Source organism: Vibrio sp. HB236076, from assembly GCF_040957575.1.
GTDB lineage: Bacteria > Pseudomonadota > Gammaproteobacteria > Enterobacterales > Vibrionaceae > Vibrio.
The window spans coordinates 1,906,999-1,931,564 of sequence record NZ_CP162601.1; the positions used below are offsets into that span (position 1 = coordinate 1,906,999).

At 46.7% G+C, this 24,566-nt stretch carries 20 protein-coding genes; 9 read left to right on the plus strand and 11 right to left on the minus strand.

Annotated elements, in window-relative coordinates; genetic code table 11:
• Positions 1-9: 9 nt before the first annotated feature.
• From AB0763_RS08415 to yceD, 4 genes are read right to left on the minus strand one after another with little or no spacing between them, the layout of a single operon-like run.
• Positions 10-960, minus strand: coding sequence for a beta-ketoacyl-ACP synthase III (locus AB0763_RS08415; RefSeq protein ID WP_306100310.1), 951 nt, complete (start codon positions 958-960; stop codon positions 10-12).
• A gap of 5 nt (positions 961-965) precedes the next feature.
• Entirely contained in the window at positions 966-1,991 is a 1,026-nt protein-coding gene (plsX, locus tag AB0763_RS08420; RefSeq protein ID WP_306100311.1) for a phosphate acyltransferase PlsX, read from the minus strand.
• Positions 1,992-2,003: 12 nt separating this feature from the next.
• On the minus strand, positions 2,004-2,174 hold the full coding sequence (rpmF, locus tag AB0763_RS08425) for a 50S ribosomal protein L32 (protein ID WP_014232495.1): 171 nt from the start codon (positions 2,172-2,174) through the stop codon (positions 2,004-2,006).
• Between the two features lie 39 nt (positions 2,175-2,213).
• On the minus strand, positions 2,214-2,738 hold the full coding sequence (gene yceD / locus AB0763_RS08430) for a 23S rRNA accumulation protein YceD (RefSeq protein WP_306100312.1): 525 nt from the start codon (positions 2,736-2,738) through the stop codon (positions 2,214-2,216).
• 145 nt (positions 2,739-2,883) lie between these two features.
• Here yceD and AB0763_RS08435 point away from each other — a divergent pair, with 145 nt between their 5' ends.
• Positions 2,884-3,468 carry a nucleoside triphosphate pyrophosphatase gene (locus AB0763_RS08435; protein WP_306100313.1) on the plus strand — a complete coding sequence of 195 codons (585 nt, stop codon included), beginning with the start codon at positions 2,884-2,886 and terminating at the stop codon, positions 3,466-3,468.
• A gap of 137 nt (positions 3,469-3,605) precedes the next feature.
• Here AB0763_RS08435 and rluC read toward each other — a convergent pair whose 3' ends face one another.
• Positions 3,606-4,556, minus strand: coding sequence for a 23S rRNA pseudouridine(955/2504/2580) synthase RluC (gene rluC / locus AB0763_RS08440; RefSeq protein ID WP_306100314.1), 951 nt, complete (start codon positions 4,554-4,556; stop codon positions 3,606-3,608).
• 581 nt (positions 4,557-5,137) lie between these two features.
• On the opposite strand from rluC, the gene rne reads away from it, so the two are divergent.
• Positions 5,138-8,233 carry a ribonuclease E gene (gene rne, locus AB0763_RS08445; RefSeq protein ID WP_306100315.1) on the plus strand — a complete coding sequence of 1,032 codons (3,096 nt, stop codon included), beginning with the start codon at positions 5,138-5,140 and terminating at the stop codon, positions 8,231-8,233.
• Between the two features lie 457 nt (positions 8,234-8,690).
• Positions 8,691-10,247 (plus strand): SulP family inorganic anion transporter, encoded by a 1,557-nt coding sequence (locus AB0763_RS08450; RefSeq protein WP_306100316.1) that lies wholly within the window; start codon positions 8,691-8,693, stop codon positions 10,245-10,247.
• A 33-nt stretch (positions 10,248-10,280) separates the two neighbouring features.
• Here AB0763_RS08450 and AB0763_RS08455 read toward each other — a convergent pair whose 3' ends face one another.
• Positions 10,281-10,784 carry a low molecular weight protein-tyrosine-phosphatase gene (locus tag AB0763_RS08455; protein WP_306100317.1) on the minus strand — a complete coding sequence of 168 codons (504 nt, stop codon included), beginning with the start codon at positions 10,782-10,784 and terminating at the stop codon, positions 10,281-10,283.
• Between the two features lie 47 nt (positions 10,785-10,831).
• Between AB0763_RS08455 and cobO the strand changes: the two genes are divergently transcribed.
• A complete protein-coding gene (cobO, locus tag AB0763_RS08460; RefSeq protein WP_306100318.1) occupies positions 10,832-11,473 on the plus strand; it encodes a cob(I)yrinic acid a,c-diamide adenosyltransferase in 642 nt (213 codons plus the stop codon).
• A gap of 91 nt (positions 11,474-11,564) precedes the next feature.
• Here the strand turns inward: cobO and AB0763_RS08465 are convergent, their stop codons facing one another.
• The 3 genes from AB0763_RS08465 to apbC form a co-directional block, all read right to left on the minus strand.
• Positions 11,565-13,667, minus strand: a complete 2,103-nt coding sequence (locus AB0763_RS08465) for an AsmA family protein (RefSeq protein ID WP_306100319.1) — start codon at positions 13,665-13,667, stop codon at positions 11,565-11,567.
• A 250-nt stretch (positions 13,668-13,917) separates the two neighbouring features.
• Positions 13,918-14,559, minus strand: coding sequence for a uridine kinase (udk, locus tag AB0763_RS08470; protein ID WP_306100320.1), 642 nt, complete (start codon positions 14,557-14,559; stop codon positions 13,918-13,920).
• Positions 14,560-14,708: 149 nt separating this feature from the next.
• Positions 14,709-15,764 carry an iron-sulfur cluster carrier protein ApbC gene (gene apbC / locus AB0763_RS08475; protein WP_306100321.1) on the minus strand — a complete coding sequence of 352 codons (1,056 nt, stop codon included), beginning with the start codon at positions 15,762-15,764 and terminating at the stop codon, positions 14,709-14,711.
• 168 nt (positions 15,765-15,932) lie between these two features.
• Here apbC and metG point away from each other — a divergent pair, with 168 nt between their 5' ends.
• Positions 15,933-17,981: a methionine--tRNA ligase gene (metG, locus tag AB0763_RS08480; RefSeq protein WP_306100322.1), complete on the plus strand. Its 2,049-nt coding sequence runs from the start codon at positions 15,933-15,935 to the stop codon at positions 17,979-17,981.
• Positions 17,982-18,409: 428 nt separating this feature from the next.
• Positions 18,410-19,210 carry a hypothetical protein gene (locus AB0763_RS08485; RefSeq protein WP_306100323.1) on the plus strand — a complete coding sequence of 267 codons (801 nt, stop codon included), beginning with the start codon at positions 18,410-18,412 and terminating at the stop codon, positions 19,208-19,210.
• Between the two features lie 161 nt (positions 19,211-19,371).
• Here the strand turns inward: AB0763_RS08485 and fadR are convergent, their stop codons facing one another.
• Positions 19,372-20,211 carry a fatty acid metabolism transcriptional regulator FadR gene (gene fadR / locus AB0763_RS08490; protein ID WP_306100324.1) on the minus strand — a complete coding sequence of 280 codons (840 nt, stop codon included), beginning with the start codon at positions 20,209-20,211 and terminating at the stop codon, positions 19,372-19,374.
• 388 nt (positions 20,212-20,599) lie between these two features.
• On the opposite strand from fadR, the gene nhaB reads away from it, so the two are divergent.
• Positions 20,600-22,186 carry a Na(+)/H(+) antiporter NhaB gene (gene nhaB, locus AB0763_RS08495; protein ID WP_306100325.1) on the plus strand — a complete coding sequence of 529 codons (1,587 nt, stop codon included), beginning with the start codon at positions 20,600-20,602 and terminating at the stop codon, positions 22,184-22,186.
• 69 nt (positions 22,187-22,255) lie between these two features.
• Positions 22,256-22,774: a disulfide bond formation protein DsbB gene (dsbB, locus tag AB0763_RS08500; protein ID WP_306100326.1), complete on the plus strand. Its 519-nt coding sequence runs from the start codon at positions 22,256-22,258 to the stop codon at positions 22,772-22,774.
• Between the two features lie 28 nt (positions 22,775-22,802).
• Here dsbB and AB0763_RS08505 read toward each other — a convergent pair whose 3' ends face one another.
• Complete coding sequence (locus AB0763_RS08505) at positions 22,803-23,408, minus strand: SEC-C metal-binding domain-containing protein (RefSeq protein WP_306100327.1); 606 nt, start codon at positions 23,406-23,408, stop codon at positions 22,803-22,805.
• 186 nt (positions 23,409-23,594) lie between these two features.
• Here AB0763_RS08505 and dusC point away from each other — a divergent pair, with 186 nt between their 5' ends.
• Positions 23,595-24,557, plus strand: coding sequence for a tRNA dihydrouridine(16) synthase DusC (dusC, locus tag AB0763_RS08510; RefSeq protein ID WP_306100328.1), 963 nt, complete (start codon positions 23,595-23,597; stop codon positions 24,555-24,557).
• The last annotated feature ends 9 nt before the right edge of the window (positions 24,558-24,566 follow it).

Below are 24,566 nucleotides of genomic sequence, written 5' to 3' on the forward strand. Positions count from 1 at the left end.
ACGCAATGATTAAAATCGAACCAGAGCAGAACCCCAAGTAAAGCCGCCACCAAAGGCCTCTAGTAGCAGGTTTTGACCGCGTTGAATTCGGCCATCGCGCACCGCTTCATCTAACGCGGTTGGCACAGTCGCTGCAGAGGTATTACCGTGGCGATCAAGAGTAACGACCACTTGGTCTAATGACATGTCTAATTTTTTCGCCGTCGCAGAAATAATGCGTAAATTGGCCTGATGAGGCACGAGCCAATCGAGCTCTGACTTTTCCATATTATTCGCCGCTAGCGTATCTTTTACCAAGCGGGAGAGTTGAGTGACGGCGACTTTAAAGACTTCATTGCCAGCCATGTGCAACCATTTATCAGCATCTTGGCCGCGTTCTGGGGTTTCTAGGCTCAGCAATTCACCGAATTGGCCGTCGGCATAGAGATGAGTCGAAATAATGCCGGGCTCTTCACTGGCCCCTAACACGACAGCACCGGCCCCATCACCGAACAAAATAATGGTTGAGCGATCAGTCGGATCACACGTTTTCGACAACGCATCAGCGCCGATGACCAGCACTTTTTGGCACATTCCCGATTTGATGTGTTGATCGGCAACAGACAAAGCATAAACAAAACCAGTGCATGCGGCAGCGATATCAAAAGCCGGACAACCGTGAATACCCAGTTTGCCTTGTACTTGACACGCCGATGAAGGGAAAGAGTGGCTACCACTGGTGGTGGCGACGATGATCAGGTCGATATCGTTCTTGTCGATGGCCGCCATGTCGATGGCATGCTTTGCTGCCTCGTAAGCCATATCGGCGACGGTTTCATTCTCAGCGGCAATACGTCGTTCTTTGATCCCGGTACGGGTTACGATCCACTCATCACTGGTGTCTACCATTTTCTCTAAGTCCGCATTTGAGCGAACCTGAGTCGGCAGGTAGCTGCCTGTTCCTAAAATTTTGCTATACATGAAGACTAATAATGCCTCTCGAGTAAAACCGCTTCCAAACGCTCACTAATTCGAGCGGGAACCTGTTGTTTGACCTCGTGGATTGCTTCACCAATCGCACTTATAATGGCGTCGGTGTCAGCACTTCCATGACTTTTTATGACAATGCCGCGCAATCCTAGCAAACTTGCACCGTTATAGTGGTCGGGTTTCAAGGTTTTAAGTTCATCAAATAATGAGGCAAACAGTTTTCTTGCGATCCAGCTTTTTACTGTTGATGCCATCAAATTCTTGTGTATCTTATCAAAAAATAATTGCGCTGTGCCCTCAGTGGCTTTGAGACACACATTACCGACAAAACCATCACACACTATCACATCTGCGATGTTATGTAATAATTGATGACCTTCAATATAACCGATAAAATCAATTGCTTTGCTTTGGTCAAGCATCGCAGCGCAACGTTTGACCAAATCATTACCTTTAACTTGCTCAGCACCGACATTCAAAATCGCCACGCGCGGATTTCTCTGCAGAGGTTGCTCTGCCAAAGCCGCTCCCATAATGGCAAACTGAAACAAACTGTCGGCATCACAAGCGACATTAGCACCTAAATCAAGCATCCATGAGAACTGGCCCGTTGACGTGGGTAAACGAGAGACCAATGCTGGGCGCTCGATTCCTGGAAGTAATTTTAGCGCGTAACGTGACAGTGCCATTAAGGCACCGGTATTGCCACCACTGACACAAGCATCGGCAGCGGATTGAGCAACCAAGTCAATGGCAATCTGCATTGAGGTATTCTGGCCGTGACGCAAGGCATAAGAAGGCTTGTCGGTGTCGTGAACAGCGCGTTCTGTGTGATGGATAGTTAAGCGGTGATCGGCTTGATAACCGATGAGATTGAGCGCGTGCGTAATTTCCGTCTGATGACCGACGACAATCACTTTTAGCTCGGGGAAATGTGACAGTGCCTGCACGATAGCAGGCACTGTGACGCGAGGACCGTGATCCCCGCCCATCGCATCGAATGCAACGGTAATCATGTTCAAAGGCTATTCAACTTACTTGTTGATAACCTTTTTGCCACGGTAGTAACCTTCAGCAGTTACATTGTGGCGTAGGTGAGTTTCACCTGAAGTTGCGTCGACAGACAGTGCAGCTGTAGTCAATGCATCATGTGAACGACGCATACCACGTTTAGAACGGGTTTTACGGTTTTTTTGTACGGCCATTGACCCTACTCCTATGTTATGGGTTTTAACTTAACACGTTTAACGCTTTAAGCTATTTAAAACATCGAACGGGTTTGGCTTGGTTTCCTCTACTTCGTCAGGAAGTTCACCAAACACCATATTATTTGAATCGACGGAACACTCGGCATCATCGTGCATCGCCACTTGTGGCAATGACAATATGAACTCATCTTCTATCAACTGAATTAAATCGACTTCACCGTATTCGTTTAGATCTACCAAATCGTACTCTTCCGGTGCTTCTTGTTCACTTTTTTCGCTGTAATACGGCGTATAAGTGAATTCGACATCGATTTCATGAGAAAATTTCTCATTGCATCGCTGACAGATTAAGTCAACATCGAGGTTAGCTTTACCAGAGATAACCACAAGACGTTGCTGATCCAGTTCAAAGGACAATGATACTGACGCATCACGTTTTACACCTGCGGTTGTCTCATCCAAGCGTTTAAACAAGCTGGTTTGAATAATACCATTATAATCCAAACGTTTTTGTGCTGCTTTTGCCGGATCAACCGAACGGGGTATTTTTACCTTTTGCATAGGGCGCGAATATTATCTTCCAAATTAAAATTAGTCAAAGAAAAAAGCAAAAAAAGCGCTTTTTCCACCAAACTATTATGCGACTTCGACTGACGCTATAATAGCATTATCTTTTATTAGCTCAATCTTATTAAAGAGGACGGTCATGGATACCCCTTTAGTTTTAGCCTCGAGTTCACCTTTTCGCAAAGCATTGCTCGAAAAACTCGCCTTGCCCTTCACTTGCGCGGTCCCTGATTGCGATGAAACGCCTTACCACAATGAGAACGCAAAAGCCCTCGTGTTACGTTTAGCGAGAACCAAAGCAATGAGCTGTGTAACTTCAACCGATAGTCTCATCATCGGCAGCGATCAAGTCTGCGTCGTCGACGGCAACATTCTAGGCAAACCGCTCACGAAGGAAAAAGCCATCGAACAATTATCCAATCAAAGCGGTAAAGTGATCACGTTTTACACAGGTCTCGCCCTGTACAACTCACGGACTCAACAATGTCAGACCCACTTAGCGTCATTTGACGTTCATTTTAAGCGCTTAACCCGGCAACAAATAGAAGCCTATGTCACAAAAGAACAACCCCTTTACTGTGCTGGCAGTTTTAAAGCCGAAGGAATGGGTATTGCCCTATTTGAACGCTTAGATGGCGATGATCCAAATAGCTTAATCGGCTTGCCTTTAATCGCCTTGATTCAACTGCTCGCCAACGAAGGCGTTGATGTCCTGACAAGTTAACTTAAACCAAGCGTTCAACTCAATAAGTCAGCTAACTAATTATACTACCCTTGCCAACTAAGCAGATTGTGCCTTATTGGCATTCATCGTCACCATGAATGCCACCTCAGAGGCAATCGCAAGTGAAAATAATTGTATCAGCATGCCCCGCGCAACCACGCAAGTGCGCTTTGAAGTTGACTGTCCATGGGCGCATCTAGGGTGATTTTGCGATCATCTTCGGGATGAAGAAACTGAATATTGGCGGCGTGTAAAAACAAACGATCTAAACCAGACGGACGAACGTAAGCGTCAAAGCGCTGATCACCGTAGCGATCATCCCATGCAATAGGGTGGCCCGTGTATTGACAGTGCACACGTATTTGATGCGTTCGTCCAGTGACCGGGCTCGCTTGCAGTAATGTTGCTTGCTCAAAGCGTTCAAGAATTTTAAAGCGCGTTTCCGATGGCTTGCCATCTCGGTTAACGCGCACGATGCTATTTACTTCGTTTTTTTGCAATGGCGCAGTGACCTTTTTACAATGGCTATCCCACACCCCCATCACTAAAGCAAAATAGTATTTTTGTACCGTTTTATTGCGAAATTGCGCTTGTAAATGCCTAAGCGCCGAGCGTTTTTTAGCTATTAACAACAAACCGGAAGTATCGCGGTCAATGCGGTGAACTAATTCAAGAAATCGACATTCTGGTTTTAGCGCTCTTAACGCTTCTATCGCGCCAAACTTTAAGCCACTGCCACCGTGAACCGCCAACCCAGAAGGTTTATTGAGGACCAACAAGTGGTTGTCTTCGTACACTATATGGTCTGATAGGCTTTTTACCCGCTCTAAATTCGTGTTCAATGGCGCAGCCGGGGTATCACTGACTTCAATCACAACCGGCGGCACTCTAACCACATCCCCAGCATTGAGTTTGTATTCTGCTTTCACTCGCTTTTTGTTCACGCGAACTTCGCCTTTGCGAATAATGCGATAAATCAAGCTTTTCGGTACGGATTTTAAGTGGTTGCGCAAAAAATTGTCGACCCGTTGACCGGCCATGTCGGCATCGATGTCCAACAGTTGTACTGGGGTTTTTGTCTCATTCATAGCGATTGTATCGTTCTTCGGCTTATTCTTGTGGCGAGTTTAAAAAACTGAGTATACCTAAGGGCACTTTATAACAGCTTCGTCGCCATTTCGCATTGCATTTCTCATTTCGGTCTGCGCCAATCTCGGCGAACGGTGGATAAATCACCAACTGCGCAAGGGAATAACGCTAAAGCTCACTTTTTTAAGTTCTTAGTGCGAAAGCTGATTGCTGAGAGTTAGATGCACTGTTATAGTTCGAAACGCTATAGAAGGTTCAATCGGTTTTCATTTACCGAGTGTTGTTCCTGAGCAAATTGAGTAGACGTTAACGTCAAAAGCGAGCCGCATTGGCGTAAGACTTGTTTATGACGACGTATTTTGTTGCCCTGCTCGTCGCACCTTCACGTTGAGTATTTACCGCCTGTTATTGCGGTCCACAAAAATCTCAATCAATGATTTTTGTGGTCACTGTCGTGCCCCTAGAGCATCCCTTCCAGCCGGGAGGCTGTACCGTTTTAGCCATGGGATCTGGCACCGTGAAACAGCGAAAAAGCAACAAGACAATCAAAATAGAAAGATAAAGACAACGAGAAATATCAATGAAAAGAATGTTAATCAACGCAACTCAAAAAGAAGAGTTGCGTGTAGCCTTGGTCGATGGCCAAAGGTTGTTTGACCTAGATATCGAAAGTCCGGGTCACGAATCAAAAAAAGCGAACATTTACAAAGGACGAATCACCCGAGTCGAACCCAGTTTAGAAGCCGCTTTTGTCGACTATGGCGCTGAGCGTCACGGTTTCCTTCCTCTTAAAGAAATTGCCAAAGAATACTTCCCAGACGGTTACACTTACCAAGGCCGACCGAGCATCAAAGAAGTCCTTTCTGAAGGCCAGGAAGTGATTGTCCAAGTAGAGAAAGAAGAACGCGGTAACAAAGGCGCTGCCCTGACTACCTTTATTTCTCTTGCTGGCAGCTATTTGGTTCTCATGCCAAACAACCCTCGCGCAGGCGGTATTTCTCGTCGCATCGAAGGGGATGAGCGTACCGAGCTGAAAGCCGCTTTAAGCACCTTGAATTTACCACAAGGTATGGGACTGATTGTTCGTACCGCTGGTGTTGGTAAAAGTGCCGAGGAGCTGGAGTGGGATTTAAACGTGCTGCTCAATCATTGGAGTGCGATCAAAACCGCCTCAGACAGCAACCCAGCGCCTTTCTTAATTCACCAAGAGAGCAATGTCATTGTCCGCGCTATTCGCGATTACTTGCGTCGTGATATTGGGGAAATTTTAATTGATAGTAATACCATTTACGAACGTGCAAAACAGCACATTCAATTGGTACGTCCCGACTTTTTACACCGAGTCAAAAAATACGATGGTGAAGTCCCTCTATTTAGTCATTATCAGATTGAAAGCCAAATAGAATCGGCCTTTCAACGCGAAGTTCGCTTACCTTCTGGCGGTTCAATTGTCATCGACCCAACCGAAGCGCTCACTTCCATTGACATCAACTCGGCTCGCGCCACCAAAGGCGGCGATATTGAAGAAACGGCCCTAAACACCAACCTTGAGGCCGCTGATGAGATTGCGCGTCAGCTGCGTTTGCGCGACCTCGGTGGTCTGGTGGTTATCGATTTTATCGATATGACCCCTGTTCGCCACCAGCGCGAAGTTGAGAACCGTTTGAAAGACGCCGTTCGTCTAGACCGTGCACGAGTACAAATTGGCCGAATTTCTCGCTTTGGCCTATTGGAAATGTCTCGTCAGCGCTTAAGCCCATCGTTGGCAGAAGCCAGCCATCATATCTGCCCTCGTTGTAGTGGTACTGGTGTGGTTCGCGACAATGAGTCTCTCGCTCTCTCCGTTTTGCGTTTGATTGAAGAAGAGGCGCTTAAAGACAATACGGCTCAAGTATTAGCCGTCGTTCCCGTTCCTATTGCTTCTTACTTGCTCAATGAAAAACGCCGTTCTGTGAACCACATTGAACGCACTCAAGAAGTGAAAATCACCGTTGTGCCTAACTCCGATATGGAAACGCCACACTTTGATGTCATTCGCGTGCGCGAAGGTGAAGAGTTCGATCTTTTGTCTTATTTGTTGCCGCAAAAAATCGACCAAATGAAAGAAGCCGAAGGCAAAGAGAGCGCGGTGTATGAGCCTCAACTCAAGCCTAAGAAAATTGAAGAGCCCGTGCTTAAGGGCTTTGCTTCTCCTTCTCAATCGGCACCCGCTCCCACTGCCGCTCAAGAACCTACAGCGTCAGCGGCTGAGAATAAACCCGCTCGTGGCTTATTTGGTTTTATCAAGTCAATTGCTCAATTCTTATTTGGGAGTAAAGATAGCAGCCTAGCCGACAACCAAGAGAAGAGTACGACAGAGCAAGAGAAAACTCAGTCACAACACACTGAAAAAACCTCAAACAAATATCAAGGTAACAAACGTCGCCGTTCCAACCGCGATCAGCGTTCAGACAAGCCTCGCCAGCCTCGCCGAAATACGGACGAGCAAAAAGAGCAAGACAGTCAGAATCAAAACGCGAATCCGTCCAAAGCGGCAAAAGGCAAAGCAAACTCAAACAGCCAAAAGCGCAAATCAAGCCAAGGTAAAAATGAGAAGAGCAAAGACACTCAAAACACGACTAAAAAGTCTAAAGTTGAGCAAAAAGGCCTCGAAATTGCTGCCGAGAAACAAAACAACGACGAAAGCGCGCAAAATAATAAACCCGCGCAAAAAAACCAACAGGTTAAAGAACGTCGTTCGCAGCGCAAACTAGAAAAATCGGTTCGCACTAAAAACACGGCGCCAACAGCTTCTGCTGTCAAAGAGAACGCTGTCGAGCCAGCGCCAACTCAAGATTCAGCGACCAAAACAGCTGATAGAGAACGCCCGAGTGAAAACAACGTAGACAACACTCAAGAGAATAAAGGCCGTCGCAATCGTCGTTCGCCCCGTCACTTGCGTGCCAATGGTCAGCGTCGTCGTCGCGGTCGTGATCGCAGACCCAACCCTTTCCGCCTTCGCAAAGGAGGGGTCGCCTCTCCTGAGATGGCCATGGGTAAAGTCATGCCGAAGTACACGGGTAAGACATACGCTGAGAAGAAACCTGCGGTTGATACGTCTCAGACACTGAAAGTGATCGGTGGCGTCGCGTGCCCTGAAATGGCGATGGGTAAAATTGTCACGCCATCTGCGGCAATTACGACGAAGCCGGCACCAAGTGTGCCAATGACAGAGAAAGCCGTCGACGTTTTGCCACAAACCAACCCGGTTGTGACATCCGACGTCGAGACACAACCTGTGGCAAAGGCGCCTACTCACAGCGAGCCCGCGGTTAGTGATGCAGTGACAGAAACGGCTCAAGTCGTTCAAAACAGCACAACACCTGTAAAACCTGCCGTTGTTGAAGAGACCACTAAGGAACAAACCGTGGTTGAAAAGAGCACCGACAGCGGTGAGCAAAGCTTGTCAGCGACTCAAGAAACCGTGTTAGACGACAATCCTGTTGCAGAGCCCAATATTAAGCCGAGTTACAAAGGGCATGCGAGTTCACCAATGACTAAAGCCGCTGGCAGTGATGAGATCAAGTCGATCACTATCAACCCTGCGCCATGGCGTGAGAATCGTTATCAAGGGCAAGGCGCAGGGGCACTCAGTGCGTCGAACCAAGCTCAGGCTGTGATGAGTAAAACGCAATAACTGTCGATTACAGCGTGAGACCACTTAAGTAAATCCGTGGTTCTTCAAAGCGCCGTGAAACACTTGCGTTACACTAAAAAGTCAGTGGTTTATCCCACTGGCTTTTTCTTTATCTCGTGAAGAACAAACGCCGTGGCACGTTTGAAACGATTTATCGTGCTTAAAAACGCGCTATAAATTGATGTCCTTAATACTTTATCGTACTATTTCGTTCTCATTTATAGCCGGTCAATCACAGCTTATATCAATGCGATTAGTGACCGTGCGTGGAACCGTGGAAGAACAATTATCAAGTACACGAATTGTTCTTCTCTCACTAGGTTGCCTCGCGATTGAGTTCCATTGCGATGGCTAAAGCGCACTGTATTGACGGCAATGACACATTTCCTTTTTCGCACTTGTGCAACGAAACACACGCCAAGTGATAACTTTTATTTAACCAAGAATGACTAACAGTATGTTTGAATTTCCCAAAATGTCTAAACACGGGGTGAAAAACGATACGCTCTCTGGGATTACCGTTGCTTTTGCATTGGTACCTGAAGCGGTTGCTTTTGCCTTTGTCGCTGGTGTTGACCCTATGGTCGGCTTATACGCGGCCTTCATCGTTGGCCTCGTCACCTCTATTTTTGGTGGTCGACCTGGCATGATTTCCGGCGCGACTGGCGCGATGGCCGTTGTCATGGTGTCATTAGTCGCGCAATACGGGGTGCAGTACTTATTTGCCACCATTTTACTGGCTGGTATTTTGCAAATTCTTGCTGGTGTCTTCAAGCTCGGTAAGTTTATCCGCATTGTCCCACACCCAGTGATGATAGGGTTTGTTAACGGCCTTGCTATCGTTATTTTCTTAGCCCAATTGGGTCAGTTTAAAACCCCAGACCTCAGTGGCGTCATGACTTGGTTACCTCATGATCAGCTGTTGCTAATGCTTGGATTAGTTGCGCTGACGATGGCGATTATTCACTTTTTGCCTAAATTGACTACCGCCGTTCCCTCCTCGTTAGCCGCCATCGTAATCGTCACGCTATTGGTCCAAGGCCTAGGCTTAGAAACCCGCACTGTGGTTGACTTCCTTCGCACTATGTCAGGTGATGTCAATGCCACTCTCGCCGGTGAACTGCCAAGCTTTGCCCTACCCGATGTGCCGTTTACTTTTGAAACCTTGTACATCATTTTGCCTTATGCGGTTATTTTGGCTGCGGTTGGTTTGATCGAATCTTTGTTAACTCTGACTGTATTGGATGAAATGACCAATACGCGTGGCCAATCCAATCGCGAATGCATGGGCCAGGGCTTAGCGAACGTGTCCTGTTCATTCTTTGGTGCCATGGGCGGCTGTGCCATGATTGGCCAATCCATGATCAATGTAAACTCAGGGGGCCGTGGGCGCTTATCCGGTATTGTGGCGGCATTGGGTTTGTTGTTCTTTATTTTAGTTGGCTCTGGCTTAATTGAAATTATTCCCGTTGCCGCGCTCGTTGGCGTCATGTTTATGGTGGTGATTGGCACTTTCGAATGGGCGACCTTCAAACTGGCTCGTCGCGTGCCAAAACAAGACTTTTTTGTCATTGTGTTGGTCACGGCGGTCACGGTTGCCACCGACCTCGCCATTGCCGTCTTTGTTGGGGTTATTGTTTCCGCCTTGATGTTTGCTTGGCAACACGCGAAGCACACTCAAGCCGAGACCTGCATCAACGAACAAGGCTCAAAAGTATATAAGATCAACGGCCCCGTATTTTTTGGCTCAACAGCTCACTTTCTCGAGTTGTTCGATGCTAAAAACGATCCCGATGATGTGATTGTCGATTTTGCCGCATCGCGCGTGACAGACCACTCCGCAATAGAAGCGCTAGAAACACTGGCCGAACGTTATGAAAATGCAGGGAAGACTTTACACTTACGTCATTTAAGTGCCGACTGCCAAGCTTTACTGAACAAAGCAGGCCGTCTGATTGAAGTCGACGACAAAGAAGATCCTCACTATAAAGTGATCACAGACTCTCTCGCCTAATCCGCTCGCGAGTCGAACTAAACACCAAAGCCATCACTCGATGGCTTTTTTATTGCCACTAGGCTGTGCGTGGCTCCACAAAGTGATTAAGTTATCGCTCGCTTGCTCTAATAAATCGATGACCTCATCAAACCCCTCATTACGGCCGTAATAGGGATCAGGGATAACTCGCTCTCCAAGCTTTGCGTATGCCAGTAATAAGTGAATTTTGCCTCGTTGCTCACGAGATGCCATGGCTTTTAAATCAGCAAGGTTATCGAGGTCCGCAGCAAGAATAAGGTCGAAGTCGTCAAAGTCTTGTCTTGTGACCTGCCTTGCTTTGAGTCCGTTGAGATCATAACCTCGCGATTGAGCGGCTTGTATCGCACGGCGATCCGGGGATTGACCACGGTGGTAATTTATCGTTCCCGCAGAGTCAATTTCAATGGCAAGCCCGGCGTCTCGGCACCTTTTATCGATAATCGCCTGTGCGGTTGGCGAACGGCAAATATTACCCATACACACAACTAACACCTTGAGTAAATTATGACTTTCCATAATGAACCGTTCCTTTTTATGCCTTGTCGATATCAACCATCATTAAGATGAACTATGATAGGGTTAATTTAGTTTATGTGAGATTAACCATGACAGATATCAAAGCACAACGCCATCAACAACGACAACAAAAACTCAAAGAAACCGTTGACGATAAAATTGCCCAGGCGCAAAAAGAACAAGGTATCTTGTTGGTGATTACTGGTAATGGAAAAGGTAAATCCACTTCGGGTTTTGGAACCGTTACCCGCGCGGTTGGCCATGGCAAACGCTGCGCGGTGGCTCAGTTTATTAAAGGAACGTGGGAGAACGGTGAGAAGAATTTACTCGAAAAACTCGACGTACCATTTGCGGTCATGGCCACCGGGTTTACTTGGGAAACACAAAATAAACAAACCGATACCGATGCAGCTCAGCAGGTTTGGCAGCGTTGTCAGCAATACTTATCCGACCCTAACATCGATCTCGTCTTGCTCGATGAACTGACCTATATGATCACCTACGGTTATATCGATTTAGAAGAAGTGATTGATGCACTCAGCCAGCGACCATCAATGCAATCGGTTATCATCACCGGACGAGCCGCACACCGCCAACTGATTGAGTTAGCGGATACGGTTTCTGAGGTAAAAAATATCAAGCACGCTTTTGAATCCGGCATCAAAGCACAAAAAGGCATTGATTGGTAAACGGTCAATGGTCCGTTCACTGTGCTCTCGGAATACCATATCACCAAGAAAAAAGGCCTAAACCCTGTGCTTAGGCCGCTTTTTTCAGACGTTAATTAAACAAGCCTTTGAGCAAGCCATCAACGGCTTGTTTGGTGTTTTCATCCTTGATTTTATCTGTCAGCTTCTCCACGCCACGTTGTGCCTCTTTATTGGCTTTTTGTTTTAACGCGTCACTAAAATCTAACCCCACTTTAGGGTCGGCAAAATCCCCCGTAATTTTAAGTGGGATAGTGATATCTTTGAGTTCATCGGCACTTTTACCGCCTTGCCCTTGTAATGAGCCAACCAGTGACGTGTTGAGCTTCATGGCTAAGGTTTGTTTCACAAAAGCAATATCGCCTTCACCTAATAAGCGCAGCAGGGGTGAGAACAATTGGATGTCATCACTCGATGCCACCCCATTGGCAATGGCGAAGTTGGCGGTTAATGAACTAAAATCGGTTTTCTGTACCGCGCTCGCTTCACTGGTATCTTGCCCAGTGTATTTGGCATAGCCGGTTCTCAACATTTTCGCCACATTGATGCCATTGACCGCACCGTCTTCCAATTCAATCGCCACTTTACCAGTTAAGTTGTCCATCGCTTTATTGGGCAGTAAACTGCGCCCTGTTAACTTCGCTTCAAACGTGGTTTTGCCTTCTAACACGTCTTGCTGGGCAGCGGCTTTTAGCAGAGGTAACATTTGCACGTCTTTAACGCGGATGTCAGTTTGATAACTGGCCGGAGTTTTGCGCCCATCTAATTGCGCTGTCATGGCTAAGTTACCCTCGTACATATCGGCGTTAAAGGAAGAAACCTCCATCACACCATTCGCCATTTTGAGTTTCAATGCGACATCACTGAATGCCAAATTGTTGGCCTGCAATTGTTTGACATTCACCTGACCACTGAGGTTGAGCTCTTTTAACCCACTCAAATCAGGCTCCTCAGCACTTTGTGCATTACTGGTGCTCACCGACGCTTGTTCGGTTTCGCTCTTTGCGTTGTCCGGCTTATCAGCCCCCATAAGCTTATCGAGATTGAGGCTATCGCTGTTGAGCCCAAATTTGACGGTAAGTTGAGGCGCTAAATTCACATCTACCTGCCCCTTGAGTACATTATCATTGAGCCCTAAACGGTCGAGGGTCGCCATAATGTGTTGCTTGTCGAGATCGACACTCACCCCGCCTTGGTAGTCAATCTCAAACGGTGATACCGGTAAAGTATCGCCGGTCAACTGCCCTGTCATCGACAATTGAGACAAGGTGATGCTGTTAAATTCTTGTGGCAAGGTTAACTCCCCAGCCAGGCTAACATCAAATTCACTGGTATCGGCTTGTCCTTTCAAGCTAAGGTTAAACGGTGAAGACTGACCAATTTGCCACTCATTCATCGTCAAAACCAACGCCTCTAACGTTTGATTTCCCGATGTGAGATTTGTCTCTAGTCGGGTTTCTCTTAGCTGGTAGTCACTTAAATCTGCAGAGACTTTAAACTCGGTTTGCCCTTGAAAACCAAAGGTCATCGCATCTTGTTGTCCTTGACCAGAAAACGAGATTTGACTCCATTGATCAAACGCAAACTCAGACAAGGCTAGCGTGACCTGTTCTAAACCCATTGTGCTGCCCGCTTGTTTATCCACAATACTCAATGAAGCTTGATTAATGTGCACTCCAACGATGCGAATTTGCCAACCTTGGGCGGCGTTTTTTGATGTTTCACTGGCTTCTTGTTCGCTTTCTGGTGCCACCTCAGCCGTTTGAGTGTCTTGCTGTGACTCTTGCTTTAATAAGGCATCGATATTGCGCTGACCATTGGCTAAGGTTTCAATGTTTATTTGCGCGTTATCCAATACCACATCGCCCATATTGAGGGTTTTATCCATCAGTGGTAGCAAAGAAACATCAATACTCACTCGTTCGACCGATAACAAGTTGTCACTGTCAAAGTCGGCCGGGTTTTTTAATTGAGTTGTGCCCATTTCAAAACCTAACGTCGGAAAAAACTGCCAACCGATGTCACCGCTGATCTGCAGTTCGAGTCCTGTTTGCTGATAAACTTGTTGTTCGATTTGTGGTTTAAATTGATTGGGGTTGACGAGCGTCACCAGCGCGATGAGTGCGCCGCCGCCTAAGAGAACAAGAGCCGCAATGACCCACAGCAGTTTTTTCATAGCAAATCCTTGTATTGATAATGACAGACACTGTCGTTGTTCATGCTTGCGTATTTAAACTCAACAAAAATAGCAAAGTCATGTGACAGAACATGCATATTAAATGCCGAGAACGTTAATCTCATTGGTTATGACAAACACAAGGCACACTTTGATGGCATGCTCCTTAACCCAGAGACAAAAAAAGTGGCAACATGTGCCACTTAACTATACGTTATATTGATGAGTCGCGTGTAAAAATCTAGTTAACTTAAGACTTTAGCAAGCGTGCAATGTGCGCTTTTAACACGTCAATCGCAATGCGGTTTTTGCCACCACGCGGGACAATAATATCGGCGTATTGTTTTGAAGGCTCAATAAATTGCATAAACATAGGGCGAACGGTTTTCTGATACTGCTTTAACACCGACTCCATAGTACGACCACGCTCTTCAACATCGCGCTTTACTCGGCGCAGTAAACAAATATCGAGTGGTGTATCCATGAAGACACTGGCGTGCATTAGCTCGCGCAATCTTGGGTCTGTTAACAGCAAAATCCCTTCTAAAATGATCACTTTTTTCGGTGATAGTGGTGTGGTATTCGCGGTTCTGGTGTGTTCGGTGTAACTGTATTCTGGCACCTCGACGGTCTCACCGCGCAACAGCGCACTGAGATGCTCAACCAACAGGTCGTGATCCATCGCGTTGGGATGATCGTAATTGGTTTTCACTCTCTCTTCCATACTGAGGTGACTCTGGTCATTGTAGTAACAATCTTCCTTAATCACTCCAATTTGATGATCACCGACCTTGGCACGCAGTTCATTGTAAATTGTACTTGAGATGAGGCTTTTGCCAGACGCTGACGCGCCAGCAATACCGACGATGACGCATTGATTATTATCAGACATGAATGTGCACCCGAAACATGTTGGTGAGGAAAAGAATAAACCGCCCGATTATAAGAGCTTAACCGGGCTTATGCTAGGAACAATTGACAGATACCTAACTTATCGACGCTTTTGGATAAAAAACCAACAAGCGCGCGAGCTGTGATGGCCTAATCACTGTCAATGGCTTTAATATCAATCGATGCTGGTCGCTCACGACCGGTCCAAAAAAGCTGTGCGACGAGTGTATCCGCCAATTGATAGTAAACCTCAGCCAGCGAATCGTCTGGGCGTGCCACCACCGTAGGACAGCCTTGGTCAATATCTTGACGAAGGTGTAAGTGCAAGGGGACTTGAGCAAGAACGCTTAAATCGTATTGTTGAGCGAGTTGAACGGCGCCTTGCTCACCAAAGATAGTGGCGTGATGACCGCAGTTTTCACAATGGTAATAGCTCATGTTTTCTACAATACCCAATACTGGCACATCGACTTTATTAAACATGGCGACCCCTTTGACGGCATCGGCCAGTGCCAGGTCTTGCGGCGTCGTCACTACCACGGCGCCATTGACGGGCACTTGTTGAGCTAAGGTCAACTGAATGTCACCCGTACCCGGTGGCATATCGATGATTAAATAATCCAATTCAGGCCACCGCGTTTCGTTTAATAACTGATTGAACGCCTTAGATGCCATTGGCCCTCGCCATATGGCCGCCTCATCACCAGCCACTAAATAACCAATCGAATGGGCAAAGATGCCGTATTTTTCGATCGGTTTCATCCATTTGCCATCGATGACTTGCGGTTTTTCAGTTTGAGTTCCCAGCATTAACGGTATCGATGGGCCATATATATCCGCATCAAGGATCCCCACTTTTACATCGTTGTGTTGTAACGCTAACGCCAAATTGATGGCACTGGTGGATTTGCCAACCCCGCCTTTCGCTGAACTGATGGCAATGATGTTTTTGACCTTAGCCAAAAAGGTATTGCGAGGACTTTGCATTGGCTTTACCTCTATCACCACTTCACTGTCAAGCTCTGGCCACTGGCGCGCCATCCAGCCACTGAGGTATTCGCTCAGCTCGCGATGTGCAAACGGCAAGGTGATCACCAGTTTCTCATCCACCAATTTAACCACACCAGGCAACTCACACCAATGCGGTGCAAGTGCAGGGTGTTCAATATGGGATAAACCATCGACATAGTATTGAATCTCGTTCATTGTGCTACTCATATGACCGGTTATTTACCCTCTATGCTACCACTGTATTAAAAGTGTCTAAACCCTGAAAAAACTAAAGGATTCCCCAAGAAGGCATCTTGGCGTGATGGGCTGGGTGCGGTAACATGGCAAATTATTTATTCTTTATCAAATAAGCGAAAATTAAGTATGGCTACTGAACCAAGAAAACTATTGGTCACTTGTGCTCTGCCTTATGCAAATGGCTCTATTCACCTAGGTCATATGCTTGAGCATATCCAAGCGGATATCTGGGTGCGATACCAACGCCTGCGTGGCAACATCGTGAACTTCATCTGTGCTGACGACGCGCACGGCACGCCAATCATGCTTAAAGCGCAACAAATGGGCATCACGCCAGAAGAAATGATCGCCGAAGTTAGCAAAGAGCACCAACAAGACTTTGCCGGCTTTGACATCAGTTTTGACAACTATCACAGCACACACAGTGAAGAAAACCGTCAGTTGTCTGCTCACATTTACACTCAGCTCAAGAACAATGGTTTCATTTCTAGCCGAACTATTTCTCAATTGTTCGATCCTGAAAAAGAAATGTTTTTGCCTGATCGCTTTGTCAAAGGCACTTGCCCTAAATGCCACTCAGAAGATCAATACGGCGATAACTGCGATGCCTGTGGCGAAACCTACAGCCCAACCGATTTGATCAACCCCAAATCCGCTGTGTCTGGGGCAACGCCAATCATGAAAGACTCTGAGCACTTTTTCTTCGACCTTCCTCAGTTTGAAAGCATGCTCAAAGAGTGGACCCGCTCAGGCTCATTGCAATTAGAAACGGCGAACAAAATGCAAGAGTGGTTTGAGTCGGGCTTACAGCAGTGGGACATCTCTCGCGATGCGCCTTATTTCGGCTTTGAAATTCCCGGAGAGAAAAACAAGTTCTTTTACGTTTGGCTTGATGCGCCTATTGGCTATATGGGCTCGTTTAAACACTTGTGCGACCGACGCGACGATCTTGATTTTGACGACTATTGGCGCAAAGACAGTACCGCTGAACTCTATCACTTCATTGGCAAAGACATCGTGTACTTCCACAGTTTGTTTTGGCCAGCGATGCTTGACGGCGCTGGGTATCGCAAGCCCAACAATGTTTTCGTACACGGCTACGTGACGGTTAATGGTGCGAAAATGTCTAAATCGAAAGGCACATTCATCAAAGCCAGCACCTATCTTAAGCACCTAGACCCTGAGTGTTTGCGTTATTACTACGCAGCAAAACTCAATAACCGCATCGACGATCTCGATCTTAATTTGGCGGACTTCTCACAACGCGTGAACACCGATGTTGTGAACAAAATTGTGAACTTAGCGTCGCGTAATGCCGGCTTTATCAACAAGCGTTTTGATGGCCAACTATCGCAATCCTTCGCAGAACCGGAGCTTTATCAATCGTTTGTCGACGCGGGTAATCAAATTGGCGACATGTTTGAAAACCGCGAGTTTAGCCGTGCCATTCGCGAAATTACCGCTTTGGCCGATCGCGCCAACCAATACATCGATGAAAAAGCCCCTTGGGTGATCGCCAAGCAAGAAGGTCAAGACGAGCAATTACAAGCGGTTTGTACCGTCGGTTTAAACCTGTTCCGCATACTTATGGCCTACTTAAAACCTGTCATGCCAGAACTGGCTGCGCGCTCCGAGGCGTTTCTCAACCAAGAGTTGGATTGGAATATCATCGCCACGCCACTAGTCGATCATACCATTTCACCGTTCAAAGCTTTGTTTAGTCGTATTGATGCCAAACACATTGAACAAATGATCGAAGACGCCAAGCAAGATGCAGCCGCAGAAATCGCCGCAAAACAAAAGGCAGAAGCGCAAGCACAATCCGAGCTCGACAAAGACCCCATCGCCGATGAAATCGACTTTGACGATTTTGCCAAAGTCGATATGCGCATTGCGAAAATACTCTCGTGTGAATCGGTACCAAAAGCCAATAAGCTTCTTAAGTTCCAATTGGATATCGGTGGTGAAACCCGTCAGATTTTTTCGGGTATCAAAGCGGCTTATGCCCCTGAGGACTTAGTGGGTAAATACACTGTGGTGGTCGCCAACCTCAAACCGAGAAAAATGAAGTTTGGCATGTCTGAAGGCATGATCCTCGCCGCGGGTCCTGGCGGTGATCAGCTGTGGTTACTTGAACCTCACGAAGGAGCACAAGCGGGCATGCGCGTCATGTAATTCACTGTTTGCTCTTTTATCAGCGACGCTTACCCTGGTTGAGCGTCGCTTTATCCACATCCCCTTTCACGCGAGTGTGGGTCTCTTTTCTCCCACGCGTTATCACCAAAATAGTGCAACTGCACCTGTATTTGACTAACATTCCCACAATCCCTTTTGACGAACCCTATCTCGATTAAACCGGTTTCGCGTCCGCCTGCCCACATGCCGTACTTTAATGCAATAATGGTGAGCATTTGAAACAAACTACTGACAAACCATACAACTATCGTATTCGAGCTCGACACTCACGTGTCTTTTTATTGCGATTTCTGCCATCTAGAGTAACTTGGTTGAGCACGTGATATCCGGCGTATGGATACCCTTGGCACAATTACTGCTGTCCTCTTTACCTCGATTGACGATGTACGAAGACAAAGGTTGTGTCCATGTTTATAATGATCAGCATTTCCCTTTCATTGCTCTTTTTAGTTGGCTTGTATTTGCTATCGCAACAAAGAGACGCGCTTTATTCACGTCATTACGAGTTATTAATGGGGTTGCGTGAACTGATCAGTCACTGTCGAGAGCATCGGCAACTCACCCACTACGCCCTGCAATTTGACGATTATCGTCCCGAAGATCTCGCCCTCGTCGCCCAGCAAATGGATGTGACCTGTGAACACTTAGTCGATACCGCACCGGTTGAAACCCGCGCTATGTTTCGTATTTTACAAATTAAAATACACGATATCACTCGAGATTGGTCTCGCTTCAGCTTGGCCAAAAACCAAATGCGGCATGGCGAAGCTATCCGCCAATGCCTTTTTCTGCTTGACGATATGCTAGTGACTTGGCTTAGAAAGATGGACCGCGACGATCTCACTTATGATTACCACCGGCACTGGCATGTCATCGTCGACAGCCTAGATGCCCTCACCCAAATGCGCATCGCCATTGAAGACAACCAGCCTCAGCGTCTCAGAGAGCGAGGAGAAGTTTTAATTCGCCGCCTCCATCAACTGTCGCTGATCAGCAAGGTTTCCAGTCGCTCCCCGTCCTCAGGTCAAGTGATAAAGCAACTTGAAGAGCTGTGTGAGTCGACTCAGCACCTACTCGATGCCGATGCTAGGGCGCTGTATCAATTAACCACGGCGCTGTCGTTAACCATCTTCACAACCTACGATAATCTGGTAGCCGATGTGATCAGTCAATTTGATTCACCACTGCCGACTCTAACTATGATTTAAGTTTTCTAAGGCATTAAATCTTAGTCGAATTATCCTGTGTTACAAGCGGACTCGATTGCTTAGGATTAGTCAAAAAGGGTTTAATCAACAAAAAGCGCACTCAGGTTGAGTGCGCTTTTTGGTCTTTCGTCTTGTCGCTGATAATCACAGCCTTGAGTTGATCAGTGATCGTCTTCGGTAAACGAGGTCGGCAACTGATTTTTCATTTCATTCCAAATCAGCGCACTGTCGACGCCGTATTGACGAATGATGTGCGGTAATTGTTCGCGGTGATCTTGCTCACAGCAGTCGAGCAGTTGACGATAGAAATCAAGCGCTAACTCTCTCGCCTGCGGATTGATAAAGTAATAACCGCCAATCCGACCGTACAACTTTTTAATTCCGTTGAAGATCAGACCGTATATCTGGTTGCCCGAATGAAACGCCAAACGCTGAAACAACATATAGTCGTAATAATTGAATGTTTTAGCGACTAAAATAGCTTCTCGCTTTTGCGGGTTTTCTTCGTTGTCTTCTTTCACTTCTTGTAAGATTTTTTCAGCGTATGGTGACGCATCAATAAAAGCTTGCCAATTGGGGGCTTGCAGTAATTGCTCACAAGAATCAATCACCTTGGTAATGGTGCGCTGAGAAGCATCGCGATTCAATTTAAAAGCGTAACGCATAAAAATAGGACTGATATTAGTCCGCGCTGCTAACAAATCCTCAACGATGTTGGTCGCGTTTTCTACATCCAATGTCATTAAGGTATCGAGGATATGCAACCCAGAGGTTTCCATAAACTGATTGACCTTAGTTGGTTTACCGTGTTGTATCGTTAACCAACCATCGCGTGCTAAACGCTGCAACACTTCTCTCAATGTCGTACGGGTGACGCCAATGAGCTCAGAAAGCTCACGCTCTGCAGGAAGTATAGAGCCTGGGGGAAATCGGCCATTCCAGATACTCTCGATAATATACTTTTCCGCAAAACCTGCAGGACTTTTTGCCTTGATGACCATGGTTAATCGTTATCCAAATGTTTGTTATTCAGGGTCTATTGTTACTCATCATACCACTAGTTTTAAATGATATAAAACGTCGTGTTATCAAAGGCGACAAAATGACAAAAAAGTGACAAAGCCATTGATGATCGCAATCTGCAATAAAATCTCACTTAGTTGCTTAACAAATGATTTATATCAGTGATTTTGTTAACCGTTTCGATAGTTTATCGTTTTCAAATTCACAATTTTCATTTTCATTACTCACGTTTGTGGATTTCTGTGCTAGTTTGTTTGACTGCATTATTGACCTGATATTGATAGCTGTGATCGAATCGCCACCTCGATGATCGCTCACTGACCATCATCCAGTGTTTTTCGATATTTATGGAAAAAGAGATTTATCATGCCTAAAACATTACAGCAGGCTTTGGTTAAGAACTTTCTCGGCAAAGCGCCAGATTGGTACAAAGTCGCGATTATTAGCTTTCTTATTATCAATCCCCTGGTTTACTTTTTTGTCGACCCATTTACTGCCGGGTGGTTGTTAGTGGTAGAGTTCATTTTTACCCTTGCGATGGCTTTAAAGTGCTATCCCTTGCAACCGGGTGGCTTGCTGGCCATAGAAGCCATCGCCATCGGTATGACAAGCGCTGAGCAAGTAAAACACGAACTGGTGGCCAATATCGAAGTCATCTTACTATTGGTATTTATGGTCGCTGGCATCTACTTTATGAAGCAACTTTTGCTGACCGCTTTCACAAAAATACTGCTTGAAGTGAAAAGTAAAACCCGACTGTCACTCACATTTTGTGTCGCTGCGGCTTTCTTGTCAGCGTTTCTCGATGCTTTAACCGTTATCGCAGTGATCATCAGTGTTGCCGTCGGTTTTTACGCGATTTACCACAAAGTCGCGTCGGGTAAGGGGTCGAGTAAAGATCACGACCACACACAAGACGATGACTTTACCGAACTGACTCGCTCAGATCTCGACAATTACCGCGCCTTTTTGCGCTCTTTGCTGATGCATGCGGGAATCGGGACTGCGCTAGGTGGGGTGATGACCATGGTCGGTGAACCACAAAATCTCATTATCGCGGATCAGTCTGGCTGGTTATTTGGCGAGTTTATCTTGCGTATGGCTCCGGTCACTCTGCCGGTATTCTTTTGCGGTCTTCTAACGTGTATTGCAGTGGAGAAATTTAAATGCTTTGGCTATGGCGCGCCATTACCGGATAATGTGCGAGCCATTTTGGTTGAAAACTATCAAAAAGATCTTAACAACCGCACTCAAATCGATGTCGCCAAACTCTGGGTTCAAGGGATTATCGCAGTTTGGTTGATGGTTGGCTTAGCGTTTCACCTTGCCGCCGTGGGTCTGATTGGTTTATCCGTCATTATTCTTGCCACCTCGTTTATCGGTATCACCGAAGAACACGCATTGGGTAAAGCGTTTGAAGAGGCACTGCCCTTTACTGCCTTGTTAACGGTATTTTTCTCCGTGGTGGCCGTGATCATCGACCAACAACTTTTTAAGCCCGTGATTGACACCGTTTTAGCCATTGATGACAACAATACTCAACTGTTGATGTTTTACCTCGCCAACGGATTACTGTCGATGGTTTCTGACAACGTCTTTGTCGGTACGGTTTACATTCACGAAGTCAAAGCGGCCCTCAACGAAGGTTTGATCAACCATCAGCAGTTTGAATTACTCGCGGTCGCCATCAACACCGGCACCAATTTACCTTCCGTTGCCACCCCGAATGGCCAAGCTGCCTTTTTGTTTTTGCTCACCTCGGCGCTTGCTCCACTGATTCGCCTATCGTATGGTCGTATGGTCGTCATGGCTCTGCCCTACACTGTGGTCCTTGCTGGCGTTGGCTTTTTGAGTATCTTATTCTTCCTCGAGCCGTCAACACAATGGTTGTACGAGATGGGTTGGATTCACAATACCGTTGCCAGCGCGACCGGTACAACAACGGGGCATTAAACCTTGACCGCAACCCAAAAAATAGTTAAAAACCATGATTAATCAACGTTTTCTTGAAAGGAAATCAAAGTGAAGTTGTTCGCTAAACTGAACCAGTTTTCTCGCCAACGCACCGCATGGACACTATTGGTATGCTGTGCCTTGGGGCTTGAAGTGACCGCACTGTATTTTCAACACGTCATGTCACTGGCCCCTTGTGTCATGTGTATTTATGAGCGTATCGCGATGTTGGGCATTGCCTTTGGCGGTTTAATTGGCATCGTTGGTTGTAAGAGGCTATTGCTGCGGCTATCTGCCGTCGGCTTGTGGCTTTACAGCAGTATCCAGGGGGTACTTTTAGGGATGGAACACGTCGGCTATCAAATCGACCCCTCACCTTTTGCCACTTGTACTGTTTTGCTCAACTTTCCATCATGGTTGCCGCTAGACCAATGGATACCGGCGTTCTTTAAAGCCAGTGGCGATTGCAGTGACATAGTTTGGCAATGGCTCAACTTGTCGATGCCACAGTGGCTGTTGGTCATCTTTGTCGCCAACGCCGTCATTGCTACCTTAGTACTGATTAGCCAAGTGTTTCGAGCTCGCTAACCCGACTTGTGATTTCACTGCTGTGGGTTTATCGCCCGCAGCAGTGTTTAAACTTCTTACCGCTTTGGCAACTGCACAGTTCGTTGCGACCAAGTGTTTTATACGGGTTAACCGATTGAGCATGACCACTGCCTTGTATCTCATCCGCCGCTTGAGCCACTTCATTGATCATCAGATCCAATTGCGGCTTCAATTGCGATAAGCTCGGTGGATTATCGATCCCCGCGGCGATCATCTGTTGCTGAGTTTGCGCTTCATCAATTGCCAACATCCAAGTGGTCAACAGAGCTTGCAGCATACGTTCTGTACCGTCATTCAATACTTGCTCTGTCCATTTTTGCTCGACATAAGGCCAAGTTTGCATGAAACCTTCCGCGGCTTCGGCCAAAGATTGCAGATCGCAGGTCAGTGCCAGTAAAGCGTATTGATTACTTTTAAGATAGTGGTATTGAGTCAGTAACTGGCTTTCTATCTGCTGGTATTGACTGTCGCTCAGGGAGGCCATTTTTTCAGCTAGCCAAACCTTAGGATCTAGGGGCTCAAGCGCCATATTGGCAGCCAACATCATACCTTCAAGCTCTATAGCCGTTAGGATCTCAGGCAAGGCTTGTTGATCGATTAATTGATAATTCATGGATTTCATCTCTTGGTACGCTCAGCGTAAATCATTAGCCGCGAGTATAATGATTCGCTGCCACAAAACAAGCAAGAGACCAAAACTCCCGCATAGACTTACGTTTATCCCAGCGGCGCCTTGCAAACGTGACAAAGTGTCATCAGAAAGATAGAATCACGCCTCATTCAATTTAGGGTAATCTCAATGCAAGTTGTTCTTGGTCCGATGGAGGGCGTTCTCGATCATTTAATGCGCGAACTGCTCACCGAAATTAACGACTATGATCTCTGTGTCACCGAATTTGTACGTGTGGTCGATCAGTGTCTGCCTGATCATGTCTTCCACCGTCTGTGCCCGGAGCTAGCTCAAGGCTCGCAAACTCGCGCTGGTGTGCCAGTGCATCTGCAGTTACTTGGCCAAGACCCAAACTGGATGGCTGAAAATGCTTTCAAAGCCTATCAGTTAGGCGCTGCAGGTATTGATATTAATTTTGGGTGTCCGGCCAAAACCGTCAACAAAAACAAAGGTGGCGCAGCGCTTTTACAACACCCTGAGATCGTTCATCAAGTGGTAAAGGCATGCCGTAATGCCGTACCGGCTGAGATCCCGGTTAGTGCCAAAATACGCCTAGGATGGGAAGACCCTGACGATTGTTTTGAGATAGTCGACGCCATTACTCAAGCTGGTGCCAGTCAATTGACCGTTCATGCACGCACTAAGGTTGGCGGTTATAAAGCCTCGGAAATCAAATGGGAATACTTGGCAAAAATCGCGGAGTATACTTCCCTTCCCCTGATCGCCAATGGCGAGATTTGGAATCATCAAGATGCCCTGCGTTGCCAAGCCATATCGGGTATCTCTACCTTAATGGTGTGCCGAGGCGCGTTTAACATTCCCAACCTTGGCAATATGGTAAAATACAACCAAGCCCCTATGGCGTGGTCGCAAGTGGTGGCACTGCTGCTTCGCTATTCTGAGTACGAAATTAAAGGCGACAAAGGCTTGTATTACCCCAATCGCGTCAAACAATGGTTTTCTTATCTAAGACAGCACTACCCTGAAGCTCAAGCCTTGTTTCGCGAGATCCGCACCTTTAACCGTGCAGCGCCCATTGTTGAACACATTCAACGCTATCAAGCGCAGTGGCAACACGAGAACGCCCAGTAACAATACACC

What these genes read in the sequence shown, in the direction of transcription:
- AB0763_RS08435 (WP_306100313.1), top strand. Translation starts at nt 2,884, where the DNA reads ATGGATACCCCTTTAGTTTTAGCCTCGAGTTCACCTTTTCGCAAAGCA.
- AB0763_RS08505 (WP_306100327.1), bottom strand. Translation starts at nt 23,408, where the DNA reads ATGAATTATCAATTAATCGATCAACAAGCCTTGCCTGAGATCCTAACG.
- rne (WP_306100315.1), top strand. Translation starts at nt 5,138, where the DNA reads ATGAAAAGAATGTTAATCAACGCAACTCAAAAAGAAGAGTTGCGTGTA.
- metG (WP_306100322.1), top strand. Translation starts at nt 15,933, where the DNA reads ATGGCTACTGAACCAAGAAAACTATTGGTCACTTGTGCTCTGCCTTAT.
- yceD (WP_306100312.1), bottom strand. Translation starts at nt 2,738, where the DNA reads ATGCAAAAGGTAAAAATACCCCGTTCGGTTGATCCGGCAAAAGCAGCA.
- AB0763_RS08450 (WP_306100316.1), top strand. Translation starts at nt 8,691, where the DNA reads ATGTTTGAATTTCCCAAAATGTCTAAACACGGGGTGAAAAACGATACG.
- rpmF (WP_014232495.1), bottom strand. Translation starts at nt 2,174, where the DNA reads ATGGCCGTACAAAAAAACCGTAAAACCCGTTCTAAACGTGGTATGCGT.
- apbC (WP_306100321.1), bottom strand. Translation starts at nt 15,764, where the DNA reads ATGAACGAGATTCAATACTATGTCGATGGTTTATCCCATATTGAACAC.
- fadR (WP_306100324.1), bottom strand. Translation starts at nt 20,211, where the DNA reads ATGGTCATCAAGGCAAAAAGTCCTGCAGGTTTTGCGGAAAAGTATATT.
- AB0763_RS08455 (WP_306100317.1), bottom strand. Translation starts at nt 10,784, where the DNA reads ATGGAAAGTCATAATTTACTCAAGGTGTTAGTTGTGTGTATGGGTAAT.
- nhaB (WP_306100325.1), top strand. Translation starts at nt 20,600, where the DNA reads ATGCCTAAAACATTACAGCAGGCTTTGGTTAAGAACTTTCTCGGCAAA.
- cobO (WP_306100318.1), top strand. Translation starts at nt 10,832, where the DNA reads ATGAACTATGATAGGGTTAATTTAGTTTATGTGAGATTAACCATGACA.
- udk (WP_306100320.1), bottom strand. Translation starts at nt 14,559, where the DNA reads ATGTCTGATAATAATCAATGCGTCATCGTCGGTATTGCTGGCGCGTCA.
- AB0763_RS08465 (WP_306100319.1), bottom strand. Translation starts at nt 13,667, where the DNA reads ATGAAAAAACTGCTGTGGGTCATTGCGGCTCTTGTTCTCTTAGGCGGC.
- AB0763_RS08485 (WP_306100323.1), top strand. Translation starts at nt 18,410, where the DNA reads ATGTTTATAATGATCAGCATTTCCCTTTCATTGCTCTTTTTAGTTGGC.
- AB0763_RS08415 (WP_306100310.1), bottom strand. Translation starts at nt 960, where the DNA reads ATGTATAGCAAAATTTTAGGAACAGGCAGCTACCTGCCGACTCAGGTT.
- dusC (WP_306100328.1), top strand. Translation starts at nt 23,595, where the DNA reads ATGCAAGTTGTTCTTGGTCCGATGGAGGGCGTTCTCGATCATTTAATG.
- rluC (WP_306100314.1), bottom strand. Translation starts at nt 4,556, where the DNA reads ATGAATGAGACAAAAACCCCAGTACAACTGTTGGACATCGATGCCGAC.